The organism is Paenibacillus sp. 8b26 (assembly GCF_050626875.1).
In the GTDB taxonomy this organism is placed as follows: domain Bacteria; phylum Bacillota; class Bacilli; order Paenibacillales; family Paenibacillaceae; genus Paenibacillus.
On record NZ_CP192445.1, the window covers coordinates 3916549 to 3930715 of the forward strand.

10 protein-coding genes are annotated in these 14167 nt (G+C 49.1%); all 10 read left to right on the forward strand.

The features are described 5' to 3' along the window. The first annotated feature begins 236 nt into the window (after positions 1 to 236). The 10 genes from secA to argH all read left to right on the forward strand — a co-directional run bounded on the left by secA (position 237) and on the right by argH (position 13901). Complete coding sequence (gene secA, locus ACQ4MX_RS18055) at positions 237 to 2687, forward strand: preprotein translocase subunit SecA (RefSeq protein ID WP_431086445.1); 2451 nt, start codon at positions 237 to 239, stop codon at positions 2685 to 2687. A 356-nt stretch (positions 2688 to 3043) separates the two neighbouring features. Then, a protein-coding gene (gene prfB / locus ACQ4MX_RS18060; protein ID WP_155985392.1) for a peptide chain release factor 2 occupies positions 3044 to 4157 on the forward strand; the annotation gives its coding sequence in 2 pieces (ribosomal slippage) (positions 3044 to 3115 and positions 3117 to 4157; 1113 coding nt in all). Positions 4158 to 4256: 99 nt separating this feature from the next. Next, a complete protein-coding gene (locus ACQ4MX_RS18065; RefSeq protein ID WP_431086447.1) occupies positions 4257 to 5156 on the forward strand; it encodes a YitT family protein in 900 nt (299 codons plus the stop codon). A 273-nt stretch (positions 5157 to 5429) separates the two neighbouring features. Continuing rightward, complete coding sequence (gene argC, locus ACQ4MX_RS18070) at positions 5430 to 6479, forward strand: N-acetyl-gamma-glutamyl-phosphate reductase (RefSeq protein WP_431086448.1); 1050 nt, start codon at positions 5430 to 5432, stop codon at positions 6477 to 6479. 106 nt (positions 6480 to 6585) lie between these two features. After that, positions 6586 to 7812 carry a bifunctional glutamate N-acetyltransferase/amino-acid acetyltransferase ArgJ gene (argJ, locus tag ACQ4MX_RS18075; protein ID WP_431086450.1) on the forward strand — a complete coding sequence of 409 codons (1227 nt, stop codon included), beginning with the start codon at positions 6586 to 6588 and terminating at the stop codon, positions 7810 to 7812. A gap of 80 nt (positions 7813 to 7892) precedes the next feature. Then, entirely contained in the window at positions 7893 to 8732 is an 840-nt protein-coding gene (argB, locus tag ACQ4MX_RS18080; protein WP_431086452.1) for an acetylglutamate kinase, read from the forward strand. 39 nt (positions 8733 to 8771) lie between these two features. Beyond that, positions 8772 to 10040: an acetylornithine transaminase gene (locus ACQ4MX_RS18085; protein ID WP_431086453.1), complete on the forward strand. Its 1269-nt coding sequence runs from the start codon at positions 8772 to 8774 to the stop codon at positions 10038 to 10040. 51 nt (positions 10041 to 10091) lie between these two features. Then, a complete protein-coding gene (argF, locus tag ACQ4MX_RS18090; RefSeq protein ID WP_431086455.1) occupies positions 10092 to 11048 on the forward strand; it encodes an ornithine carbamoyltransferase in 957 nt (318 codons plus the stop codon). Positions 11049 to 11162: 114 nt separating this feature from the next. Continuing rightward, positions 11163 to 12398: an argininosuccinate synthase gene (locus tag ACQ4MX_RS18095; RefSeq protein ID WP_044646925.1), complete on the forward strand. Its 1236-nt coding sequence runs from the start codon at positions 11163 to 11165 to the stop codon at positions 12396 to 12398. 90 nt (positions 12399 to 12488) lie between these two features. After that, positions 12489 to 13901, forward strand: a complete 1413-nt coding sequence (gene argH / locus ACQ4MX_RS18100; RefSeq protein WP_134912218.1) for an argininosuccinate lyase — start codon at positions 12489 to 12491, stop codon at positions 13899 to 13901. Positions 13902 to 14167 lie beyond the last annotated feature (266 nt).

Sequence of the window (14167 nt, forward strand, 5' to 3'; positions counted from 1 at the left end):
ACGTAACTAATTGTGTATTTCATGCGTCAATTGTTTTGGTATCTTTAACCGGATGCAAATCAGGGAGCGGCTTGTGTTGCGGCATGTCCTACAAACTGTTACAATTTATGCAAAGAACATCGCACGATGGGCTGGTATAGCCGGGCCTGTCAAACATATCGGGATCAATTTCATCATGGACCCTTTCTTATTGTGAAATTGATTCTATTAATTGTTTTGCGTGAAAGGGGTAAACCATGTTAGGAATTGTAAAGAAAATTTTTGGAGATACAAACGAACGTGACGTCAAGCGTTTAATGAAGACGGTTGAGCTGATCAATAAATTAGAGCCGGATTTCGAGAAGCTATCGGATGAGGAGCTGCAAGCGAAAACGGCGGAGTTTAAAGCCCGGATAGAGCAAGGAACTACGGCGGAAGAGATTTTGCCGGATGCTTTCGCAACCGTTCGTGAGGCGTCCAAGCGGGTGCTGGGCAAACGTCATTATGACGTACAGATGCTTGGCGGTATTGCGCTGCATGAAGGTAAAATTGCCGAAATGAAAACCGGCGAAGGTAAAACACTGGTGGGAACACTGCCGGTTTATTTGAATGCACTGTTGGGCAAAGGCGTGCACGTGGTTACGGTCAATGACTATTTGGCGCAACGTGACAGCGGAGAAATGGGACAAGTCTATAACTTCCTGGGCATGTCGGTAGGGCTGAATTTGTCCGGTCTGGGTCATGGAGAAAAACAAGCTGCATATGCTTGCGACATCACATACGGCACGAACAATGAGTTTGGATTTGATTACCTGCGTGACAACATGGTGCTTTATAAAGAACAGATGGTACAACGTCCGTTGTACTTCTGTATCATTGATGAAGTGGATTCGATTCTCGTCGATGAAGCTCGTACACCATTGATTATTTCAGGACAAGCTCAAAAATCGACGGAGCTGTATTTTGCGGCTGACCGTTTTGTGAAGAGTCTGAATGTTGAAGAAGATTACACCTTGGATATCAAGGTGAAGTCGGTTGCTTTGACCGAGAATGGTGTATCTAAAGCTGAGAATTTCTTCGGACTGGAGAACCTGTACGATCAGGAAAGTGTGACAATTAATCACCACATTGTGCAGGCATTGAAAGCTAACGCCATTATGCGTCTGGATGTGGATTATGTCGTAGCTGACGGCGAAGTTCTGATTGTCGATGAGTTCACAGGCCGTCTGATGGCCGGACGTCGCTACAGCGATGGTTTGCATCAGGCGATTGAAGCGAAGGAAAATATCGTTGTACAGAACGAGAGCATGACGCTGGCGACGATTACTTTCCAAAACTATTTCCGTATGTATCGCAAATTGGCGGGTATGACGGGTACAGCTAAAACAGAAGAAGAAGAATTCAAAAAAATATATGGTCTGGAAGTTCTCCAGATCCCTACGAACCGGGCGAATCAGCGTGTGGATATGCCTGACGTAGTATACAAGAGCGTAAAAGGTAAATTCCATGCGGTAGTGGATGAAATTGTGGAGCGCCACAAAAACAACCAGCCGATATTGGTAGGTACGATTTCTATTGAAAATTCGGAGCTTCTTTCCGAAATGCTGAAACGCAAAGGCGTCCGGCATAAAGTGCTTAACGCCAAGTATCATGCCGAGGAAGCTGAAATCATTTCCCGCGCAGGTGAAGCGGGTTCGGTAACCATTGCCACGAACATGGCAGGGCGGGGTACAGACATCGTGTTGGGCGAAGGCGTATCGGGTATTGGCGGTTTACACATCATCGGTACAGAGCGTCATGAATCACGTCGTATTGATAATCAGCTTCGTGGCCGTGCAGGACGCCAAGGTGATCCGGGGTCTACACAGTTTTACTTATCGCTGGGCGATGAGTTAATGAAGCGTTTTGGTGCGGACAACGTACTCAATATGATGGAGCGCTTGGGCTTCGAGGAAGACCAACCAATCGAGAGTCGTATGATTACACGTGCTATCGAATCGGCGCAAAAACGCGTTGAGGGCAACAACTTTGACCAGCGTAAAGTCGTTCTCCAGTATGATGACGTGATGAATCAGCAACGTACTATTATTTACAAACAGCGTCGTGAAGTGCTGGGATCCGAGAACATTAAAGAAGTTGTGTTCGACATGATCAAGCCTGTCATTGAGCGTGTGGTTGAAGCTCATTGCGGCGATGACATTCCTGAAAACTGGGAACTTGAAGAAGTGGCAGAATATGTGAACAGCAATCTGCTTGATGAAAATGCAATCAGTCGTGATGATCTGTGGGGTAAAGAAAAAGAAGAGATCGTTGAAATGATCTTCGAGAAAGTTACGGAAAGATACCACAGACGTGAAGAGACGATTGGTGAAGACATGGTACGCGAGTTCGAGAAAGTTATCGTATTGCGTGCAGTGGATAGCAAATGGATGGATCATATCGATGCTATGGATCAGCTGCGTCAAGGTATTCACTTGCGTGCTTATGGTGGTACCGATCCATTGCGTGAATACCAGTTTGAAGGTTTTGAAATGTTCCATGCCATGATCGCCAGCATCCAGGAGGAAGTAGCGACTTACATCATGAAGGCGCAAATTGAATCCAACCAAGAGCGTCAGGCCGTTATCGACGAAGACAAAATTTCGACGAGTGGCGAACCTGCTGCTCCTAAAAAGAAATCTGCCCCTTCGCGTCCGCGCAGAAAATAACGGATTGAAGGACGGATTTAGGGAAGCATTCATTTCCTGTAATGCATATAATGGCAGGCGGCAGTTTATTCAACTGACCGTCGGCCATTTTGTGCCATACAGGGGAGCACCCGGTTATGTAAAAGTCGTTTGACTTTACGGCGGTCGGTAGCGAAGCGAAGGATTTGAATCTGGAGAAGCGCCAGCGTTCGCCTTTGCAGTGAGATGCCCACCTTTGAATGTATTATTTCAATCAAGGGCATCTCACTGCAACAGCGATCGTAAGATCAAATCCTTCGCGTAGCGTCTCTTATCGCCCGTACGTAACTCAACACATTTTTAAACCCTTAACCCATCGCTAAAAGGAGAATGACATAATGATCGATCCAAATGTAAAGCATGATTTAAGAGAAATAGGCAAGAAACTAACAAACCTTAGGGGGTCTCTTTGACTTAGATCTCAAACAGGAAATGATCGCAAACTTTGAGGAAAAGATGGCTGCGCCTGATTTTTGGGATGATAACGATAAAGCCCAAGCCGTGATCGCGGAAATGAACGCGGTTAAGTCTTCTGTAGACAGCTATGAACAGCTCCGTCAGGAATATGAGGATGCGGGGATGATGGCTGAGCTGGCTGATGAGGAAGGCGACGAAACACTGGCTGGAGAAATTGAAAACAGTATCAGGTCCTTGCTGAGCAAGCTTCAGGAGTTTGAATTGCAATTGCTTTTAAATCAGCCATATGACAAGCTTAATGCTATTTTGGAGTTGCATCCGGGGGCAGGCGGAACCGAGTCGCAGGACTGGGGTCAAATGCTACTACGGATGTATACACGCTGGGCAGAAAAACGCGGCTTTAAGGTAGAAACGCTGGATTACCTTGCGGGTGATGAAGCAGGGATCAAAAGTGTAACGTTGCTGATCAAGGGCTATAATGCTTACGGCTACCTCAAAGCAGAAAAAGGCGTGCATCGTCTCGTTCGCATTTCTCCATTTGATTCTTCGGGTCGTCGGCATACGTCGTTCGTATCCTGCGATGTCGTGCCGGAAATTGCGGATGATGTGGACGTGGAAATCCGGACAGAGGATCTTAAAATTGATACGTACCGGGCCAGCGGTGCAGGCGGTCAGCATATTAATACGACCGATTCAGCAGTTCGGATTACGCATCTTCCTTCCGGCATTGTTGTAACTTGTCAAAATGAGCGCTCCCAGATCAAGAACCGTGAGCAGGCTATGACGATGCTTCGTTCCAAGCTCTACGAGCGCAAAATTGAAGAGCAACGGCAACAACTGGACGAAATCCGTGGGGAACAGTCCGATATTGCATGGGGCAGCCAAATTCGTTCTTACGTGTTCCACCCATACAGCATGGTGAAGGATCATCGTACCAGTGTAGAAACAGGCAACGTAGGGGCTGTCATGGATGGCGATCTGGACCCGTTCATTGACGGTTACCTGCGCAGTCAGATCAAGCTGGACGCAGAATAATAGCCTGTACGTTTTCCTACAGTCCCGTAGGCCAAGTGCCTGCGGACTGTAGGAATTTTTGTGTACACGGTATTTTTAAATTAAAGGAGAATACGAAAGATGTCCCAAATGAATCTCCCCGCTGCTCGGCGAAGACGCCGTAAGCCTCTGATTGCCGCCAGCGGCCCCGCTCGCAATGTGATGGATATTCTGCTCATTGTGCTCGGCTCCTTCATTACGGCGCTGACCTTCAATATGTTCCTGCTTCCCAACCGAATTGCGTCCGGGGGTGTGTCGGGTTTATCTATTTTGGGCGAGGACCTATTTGGTCTGGAACCAGCTTATACGCAGTGGGGAATGAATATTCCGTTATTTATAGCGGGAGTGCTGCTGTTAGGAAAGAAATACGGTTTGCGTTCCCTGCTGGGGAGTATCATGCTGCCGTTATTTGTGTACGTAACTAAGGATTGGGCAGTTCCGACAACGAATCCGCTGTTGGCTTCGCTGTATGGTGGAATTGGAGTAGGGTTGGGATTGGGCACCGTATTCCGGGGCAGAGGCTCGACGGGTGGGCTGGCTATTTTGGCGCAGATCATTCAAAAATATACCGGCCTCAGCCTATCACTCTGCGTCATGCTCATGGATGGTACGGTCATCACACTGGCTGGTTTTGCTCTATCGCCGGAACGGGCGCTGTATGCACTGATTGGTTTGTTTGTAACGGGCAAGGTCATTGATGCGGTGGAAATGGGGTTAAGCTACTCCAAAGTGGCCTATATCATATCCAATCAGAAGGAAAAGATCACACAGGCTATTTTACAGGACTTGGATCGGGGATTAACGGAGCTGGCAGGACGAGGCGGTTATACGAACGAAGAACGTCCTGTGCTAATGGTTGTGGTAGGCCAAAATGAGGTGACTCGTCTCAAAACGCTTGTTCGCCTGGTAGATCCGGATGCTTTTGTGATCATTAGTAATACGCGTGAAGTATGGGGTGAAGGTTTTAAGAAGGAAGGCTAAAAACAGAATGGCTTGTCGGGAGGCATGGTTTTAGCTAATAAATAAGGGGAACTCCGTTTTTGCAAAACGTGGTTTCCCTTTTTGTATTTATACAGGCTCTGATAGGAACCTCGACATCAAGTGCAGCCAATGGATGATAATCTTAATGAATACTAATGCAATGAGACAATCATTTCAAGTTTGGGTGAATAACTTTACATGAGTATGTTGTATTTATATGAATAAGATCGTATAATAATACATATTTCATAGGAACGGAATGGAGGAAGGTCTGTGAGCAGCAAGCTAAAAGTGGCAATTGTCGGTTCCACCGGATATGGCGGGGTGGAGCTCATTCGTTTTTTGGTTCATCATCCGCAGGTAGAGATTGTATCTGTTATTTCTTCGTCCAGCGCGGGTGTTCCGATCAGTGACGGGTTTCCACATCTGACGGACATTGTGGTTCAGGATTTGGACGGTGTTGATGTCCAAGAGATTGCTGCCAAGGCCGATCTGGTTTTCACAGCTACACCTTCTGGTGTCAGCACCAAGCTGGTGCCGCAGCTTCTGGATGCTGGATTGAAGGTCATTGACCTCTCCGGGGATTTCAGACTACGAAGCGGGGAAACGTATGAAGCATGGTATAAAAAGCCTGCGGCTTCACCCGAATATCTCAAGCAAGCTGTATACGGACTCAGTGAGGTGTATGCAGAAAAGCTTGCTGGCGTCTCTTTTATTTCTAATCCGGGTTGCTACGCAACGGCTACCTTGCTGGGAATTATCCCTGCGTTGAAGGCGGATTGGATCGACCATCGGACGCTGATTGTAGATGCCAAATCCGGGGTATCCGGCTCCGGCCGGGGAACAAGTCTCGTTTCGCATTATGCGGAGATGAACGAAAATTTTAAAGCCTACAAGGTTAACAAGCACCAGCATATCCCTGAGATCGAACAGGTATTGGGCGATATTGCGGGTGAGGATGTTATGGTTACGTTTACGACGCAATTGGTTCCGATGACCCGAGGAATTATGAGTACGATCTATGTCACGTTAAAGGGTAAACATACAGATCAGGATCTCATCGGGCTATACCGGGATTATTATAAAGACCATCCTTTTGTCCGTGTGCGCGGTGAAGGTGTATGGCCAGCGACGAAGGAAGTATTTGGCTCCAATTACTGCGATATCGGTTTTGCAGCAGATGCACGGACCGGGCGCCTTACGATTATTTCGGTCATTGATAACGTCGTGAAGGGTGCTGCCGGACAGGCGATTCAGAACTTAAACTTGATGATGGGATGGGAGGAGAACCTCGGACTGGGCTTCATACCGGTATATCCGTAAGCAGCAAGCAGCCGCAACATGGAAACGGGAAACGTAAGCGGGCGGGAATGGCTTCGCAAATGGAACCGTTACTTATAGAAAGCGTTGCAGACGAGGGCACACAATTATGGGCAAATCAGGGTTTACAGTAGTAAACGGGGGGAATATTGTTACCCCGCGCGGCTTTACAGCCGGAGGATTGCACTGCGGACTTAAAAATACTGACCGCAACGATATCGGCGCAATTCGCTGTGAGGTAGAGGCAACAGCCGCTGCGGTATACACCACCAATGTATTTCAGGCCGCACCGCTCAAAGTGACTCGCGAAAGTCTCGTGGATGGTCGGCTGCAAGCGGTCGTGGTGAACAGCGGGAACGCCAATGCCTGTACCGGACAGCAAGGAGAGCAGGATGCTTATGCTATGCGCTCGGCTGCTGCTCGTGAGCTGGGTGTTGCGGAGAGCAATGTAGCCGTTGCATCGACGGGCGTGATTGGCGAGCATTTGAAAATGGACCGTGTGCTTGGTGGCATATCCGCATTACCTGGCCGTGTGAACGGGGAAAACGACGGAGCGGAGCAATTTACGCAAGCCATTTTGACAACGGACTTGGTTAAAAAGGAAGCATGCGTATCGGTTGAAGTGGATGGTGTGACCGTACACATCGCCGGGGCGGCGAAGGGCTCCGGCATGATTCATCCGAACATGGCGACGATGCTGGCTTTTATGACCTGTGATGCTGCAATTGGGCAGACTGCACTTCATCAGCTATTGAAGCAGGCAACGGATACCAGCTTTAATATGATTACAGTAGATGGCGATACGAGCACGAACGATATGCTGATCGCGATGGCCAGCGGGCTGGCGGGTAACCGTGAGCTGCACGCAGGACATCCCGATTGGGCTGCTTTTGCCGAGGCGTTCACCTATATCTGCCGTGAGCTGGCGAAGGCAATTGCCCGCGATGGGGAAGGCGCTACGAAGCTGGTAGAGGTGTCCGTGAGCGGCGCGGTAAGCGATGCATCTGCTCAAGCGATAGCGAAGACAGTGATCGGGTCCAGTCTGGTGAAGTCGGCCGTTTTTGGTGCTGATGCGAACTGGGGCCGGATTATTGCAGCTGTCGGGCGGGCCGGAGAGCCGGTCAATCCAGATACGGTAGACATCCGCTTGGGTGATATTGTTGTGCTGAGCGCGTCCAGCCCAGTCGCTTTTGATGAAAATGAGGCGCTCTCCTACCTTCGGGGAGATACGGTGCGGATTATTGTGGATTTGCATAACGGAAACGGAACCGCCACAGCATGGGGCTGTGACTTAACTTACGATTACGTGCGGATTAACGCTGCATATCGGACATAGACAACGGAATAAACACGGATGTAATTCTGGCATTATTGTAAAATGGCACGGACTGTGCAGAGGAGAAAAGGGGAGATTATATGCAATCGGCAGTGGAAAACGCGGATCAAGCCAATCATGCGGGATTGGCGCGTCGTAATTTTGTGATGAAATGCGGAGGAAGTACGCTGGCTGCGTTGCCTGATTCCTTCTTTGACGATCTGGTTCGCTTGCAGTCGGAAGGTCTCCAACCTGTTATTGTACATGGCGGCGGCCCTGCGATCTCCGACAATTTGGCGAAGCTGGGCATCGAAACGGAATTCATCAACGGGTTGCGCAAAACAACCGAACCCGTGCTGGATGTCGTGGAAATGGTGCTGGCGGGCAGCATTAACAAGCAGATTGTACGCAGAATCGGAATGCACGGAGGTCGAGCACTGGGTTTGTCAGGCAGTGATGGCTTTTTAATCGAAGCAAAGCCTGTGTCGAATGCCGCAGAGGTTGGCTGGGTCGGAGAAGTAACGTCTGTTCAAGCTTCGATTATTACAGGTGTGCTGGATATGAACTATATGCCTGTTATTGCGCCCATCGGGATTGATCGTTCTGGTCAGCGCTACAACATTAATGCAGATACAGCGGCGGGTGCAGTAGCCTCTCATCTTGGAGTCAGCCGGATGATCGTCGTTACGGATGTGCCGGGCATATTGAAAAAGATTGGCGGAGAAAAGAAGGTGCTGGACTCCATCACCGTACAGGAGATTGAGGATATGATCAGCACAGGTGAAATATACGGCGGCATGATTCCTAAGGTGAGAGCCGCTATTGCCTGCATCCACGGCAAGGTGAGGGAAGTTGTCATTGTGAACGGCAGTGAACCGCAGGTATTAAGCCGTGTGCTGGGCGGGGAAGCCATTGGAACGCGCATCGTGCGCATGCAGTAATCATCGTATTCAACCAAACGAAAAAGGAGCGTGAACATAATGAGTAAGGAACCGAATACGCTGGTGAGCGTTGAAACGCCAGGTACGAACGGAGCCGTTGCCGGAGCACAAACGGAAAAGGCATCCGTAGCTGTGCAGACAGAAAGCTCTCTTTTTCCAACCTACGCAAGATACCCGCTTACACTGGTCAAAGGACAAGGAAGCTGGCTGTGGGATGATCAGGGCAAGCGTTATCTGGATTTCATGTCAGGCATTGCTGTTACCAATCTTGGACATGCGCCACAGGCTGTAGCTGAACGCTTGAAAAAGCAGATTGATGAACTATGGCATGTGTCCAATCTGTTTCATATTCCGGGACAGGAACGGGCCGCCGCTTTGCTGACTGCCAATAGTAGCGCAGACGCCGTGTTTTTCTGCAACAGCGGAGCGGAAGCTAACGAAGCTGCGATCAAGCTGGCGCGTCGTTATCACCAGAAGGTGAAGCAGACCGGACGTTACGAGATCATTACGTTCACGCAATCCTTCCACGGACGGACGTTGGCAACCTTGACCGCTACGGGTCAGGATAAAGTAAAAGAAGGCTTTTTACCGCTTCCTGCCGGATTCAAAAGCGTTCCTCTCCATGATCAAGCTGCGCTCGAAGCGGCGATCAGCGAGAATACGGCCGCAATCATGCTGGAAATGGTGCAGGCAGAAGGCGGAATGTATCCGGTCGAACCTGCTTTTGTAGACGTGATTACAAAGCTTTGCAACGAGCATGGATTGCTTTTGATCATTGATGAGGTACAGACGGGCATGGGCCGTACAGGCAAGCTGTTTTCCTTTGAGCATTACGGCATAGAGCCGGATATCTTTACGTTGGCGAAGGGGTTGGGCAGTGGTTTTTCCGTTGGCGCGATGCTGGGCAAAGGATATTTGCGCGAAGCGTTCACGGCGGGCAGTCACGGCTCTACCTTTGGAGGTACACCGCTCGCTATGGCAGCGGTTCAGGCGACCATTGAAACGATTATTGATGAAAAACTTCCAGAGCGTGCGGCTGAGCTGGGCGAGTATTTGTTCCAAAGTCTGCAAAAACAGCTTGGAGAGATTCCTTTTGTGAAGGATATCCGTGGAAAAGGTCTGATGGTCGGCATCGAGTGTGCTGAGCCTGTGGCGGAACTTGTTTTGGCAGGTCAAAAGAAAGGCATTCTGTTCATTACCGCAGGTCCTAATGTGATTCGCCTGTTGCCTAACCTGTATGTAACGAAGGACGAAATAGATCAGGCTGTAGCACTTATTACTGAGTTGATTCAGGAGCATATTGCTTAGGTGGCTAAACTACCTAACTACCTAGATTAGAGTGTAAAAGGAGACGATAGCATGAGCCAGGGCGGGGCATTGCAGCAAATTAACTTGAAGGGGCGGGATTTTCTTGAGTTGGACGACTACTCGACCGAAGAAATCCAATATTTAATCGATCTCGCCATCGAAATCAAGCGCAAGCACAAAAATGGAGAAACCTATCAGCCGCTGAAGGGGAAAACGATCGGACTGATTTTCGAAAAATCCTCTACACGTACGCGGGTATCTTTTGAAGTCGGCATGTTTCAATTGGGCGGGCATGCCCTTTTTCTCAGTAAAAATGATATTCAACTAGGACGCGGTGAGCCTATTAGCGATATGGCACAGGTGATGTCTCGTTATTTGGATGGCATTATGATCCGCACCTTCGGACACGATAATGTTGTAGAGTTGGCGCGTTATGCCTCTGTTCCTGTGATCAATGGCTTGAGCGATTTGGCGCATCCGTGTCAGGTGCTGGCTGATTATCAGACCTTGTATGAGCAAAAGGGCAAGCTTAAAGGACTTAAATTGGCCTACATCGGGGACGGCAACAATATGGCGCATTCCCTGTTGATTGGTGGAGCGAAGCTTGGCGTGCATGTATCGATTGCAAGTCCTGCTGGATATGAGCCTGATCTGAGTGTTGTGGCCGCTTCCCGTGAGATTGCCAAGCAAACCGGCAGTGAGATTGTGATTACCCAAAGTCCGCAAGAAGCAGTAAAGGATGCGGATGCGATCTACACGGATGTATGGGCGAGCATGGGCTTTGAGGAAGAGCAGAAGGAGCGGGAGCTTGCTTTTGCCGACTTCCAGGTGAATGAGGAACTGGTTAAGCTGGCGAAGCCGGATTATCTGTTCCTGCACTGTCTGCCTGCGCATCGTGGCGAAGAAGTGAGCGCAGGTGTAATCGACGGACCGAATTCAGTGATTTTTGATGAGGCTGAGAACCGTCTGCATGCCCAAAAAGCATTGATGGTTGCTTTAATGGGATAAAGAAGTTATGTTTTATGGTTAGAAAGATTGCATTTGTGGAAGATGATCTGTAGATTTAGATGCAGATGTGAATGAAAGATAGTGGCTAGAAGCATTCGGGGAGGACTTTCAATCATGGCAAAAGAAAAAATCGTACTCGCATATTCCGGCGGTCTGGATACGTCGGTTATTTTGAAATGGCTTAAAGAAACCTACGACGCTGAAATTATAGCGTTTACCGCAGATATCGGACAGAAGGAAGAACTGGATGGTTTGGAGGAAAAAGCGCTCGCTACTGGAGCCTCCAAAGTGTATATTGATGATCTGCGTGATGAATTCGCCAAGGATTTTATTTATCCGATGTTTCAGGCGGGTGCTTTGTATGAAGGACAATATTTGCTAGGAACGAGTATTGCACGTCCATTGATCGCTAAACGGATGGTGGATATTGCGATTGCAGAGGGTGCAACAGCTATCGCTCACGGCGCGACAGGCAAAGGCAACGATCAGGTGCGCTTCGAGCTGAACGCCGCGGCGTTGACGCCCGATATCAAGGTGATCGCACCTTGGCGGCTGGAAGAGTTCCGCAATCAGTTCCCGGGCCGGGCAGAAATGATTGCCTATGCGGAGAAACACGATATTCCGGTAACCGCTTCTGCGGCCAAGCCATACTCCATGGACCGTAATCTGCTGCATATTAGTTATGAAAGCGGCGTGCTGGAGGACCCTTGGTTTGATCCGAGCGCTCCTGAAAATAAAGAAATGTTCTTGCTCAGCAATGCACCTGAGGATGCTCCTGATGAAGCAGAATATTTGGAGCTGGAGTTTGAAGCAGGAAACTGTGTCGCTTTGAACGGAGAGCAGCTGAACCCGTTGCAGGTTATGGAAAAGCTGAATGAGCTGGGCGGCAAGCATGGCATTGGACGTGTGGACATGGTGGAAAACCGTTTTGTCGGTATGAAAAGCCGCGGAGTGTATGAGACGCCGGGCGGTACGATCCTGTTCACAGCTCATCGCAAAATGGAGTCCATCACGATGGATCGCGAGGTCATGAATCTGCGCGACAGTCTGATTACTCGTTATGCTACGCTGGTCTACAACGGTTTCTGGTTCGCGCCGGAGCGTGTGGCTTTGCAAGCACTGGTTCATGAGAGCCAAAAGAATGTCAGTGGTACAGTGCGCGTGAAGCTGTACAAAGGCAATATTATTGGCGCAGGTGTCAAAAGTCCGGTCAGCTTGTACAATCCGGATATTGCGACGATGGAAGCTGATCCTACACAAGCCTATGATCAAGGGGATGCAACAGGCTTTATTCGCTTGAATGCCCTGCGCTTGAAGGTCAATGCTGGAGTAGCCAAAAATAATAAATAAATGAGTTAACCTAAAAATGTACGGGATGCGGGCCGTCCTTGTCCAAGTGACGAGGGCGGCTTGTATTGCAGAGAGGGGATCTTGCAAAAAATGAGTAAGCTATGGGGCGGACGTTTTACGAAGCAGACCAACAAGCTGGTAGAGGAATATACGGCTTCCATCGGATTTGATCAGGCGTTGGCGGAAGAAGATATTCAGGGTAGTTTGGCACATGTGGCCATGCTGGGCAAATGCGGGATTATTCCGCAGGCTGATGCGGATACGATTAAGGAAGGACTACACACGGTATTGGAGCGTATCCGCCGTGGGGAGATTGAATTTTCGGTTTCGGACGAGGATATTCATATGAATATCGAAAAGAATCTGATCGAAGCGATTGGTCCGGTCGGCGGAAAGCTGCACACCGGGCGCAGCCGTAATGACCAGGTGGCAACGGATATGCACTTGTACTTGCGCGGACGTGTGGTGGCATTGGTCGGTATGCTGCATGATGTACAAGCCGCACTAATCGGGCAGGCGAAGGATAATCTGGATACGATTGTACCCGGATATACGCACTTGCAGCGGGCGCAGCCTATTTTGTTCGCGCATCATTTGCTGGCTTATGTGTCAATGCTGGAGCGTGACATTGACCGTCTCAAAGACAGCTACAAGCGGATTAACGTATTGCCGCTCGGTGCTGGCGCTTTGGCCGGAACCACTTTTCCGATAGACCGTCATTTTGTAGCAGAGCAACTGGGTTTTGACGGAGTTTATGAAAATAGTCTGGATGCCGTTAGCGACCGGGACTTTATCGTAGAGTTTCTGGCTGGAGCTTCGCTGATCATGACGCATTTGTCGCGTCTAAGCGAAGAGCTGGTATTGTGGAGCAGCACGGAGTTTGGCTTCGTGGAGCTAGATGATGCTTTTTGCACAGGCAGCAGCATTATGCCGCAGAAGAAAAACCCGGACGTACCTGAGCTGGTACGCGGTAAAACCGGACGCGTCTATGGCAATCTCGTTGGACTGCTGACCGTATTGAAATCCTTGCCGCTGGCGTACAACAAGGATATGCAGGAGGACAAGGAAGGCATGTTCGATACTGTCGCTACGCTGGAAGGGGCTTTGCAATTGTTCGCGCCGATGATCGCGACGATGAAGGTGAACAAGGATCGCATGCGTCAAGCAGTCAATCAGGACTTCTCCAATGCGACAGATATTGCGGATTTCCTCGTCGGCAAAGGACTTCCGTTCCGTCAGGCGCATGAGGTTATCGGCAAAACGGTACTGTATTGCATCCAGCAAGGCAAGTATTTACTTGATCTGACACTGGAGGAATTCCAGCAGTTTTCCGATTTGTTCGACGACCGCATCTATGAAGTGCTTCAACCGGAAGCAGTAGTTAATGCTCGGAATGTATACGGCGGAACAGCAACTGGACAGGTACAGGCAGCCATCGGCCGCAGTGAACAGCTTCTGAGCAGCACGTCTACATGGTTTGAAGGGCACAAACGGAGTAACTAATCAGCCCAAAGTATTCTCTGCACAGCAGCGGGACGTTGCGTGGAATTTGATAGTTTAGCACATATAGCAGGATAGCAAGATAGCAAGGGCACCGTTCGTGGTGCTTTTTGTGCTTTTTAAGGTATTTGGCTTGAGTGGTGATCTGAACAATGGTGGATTGCGTAAGATTTCCTGGACAGGTACAATCACGGGAATTATAAAATAGTTCTATATACCTATGTATGCGTTAGTATGAAAGTTTCTAGAATTTACATTTTCGTATACCT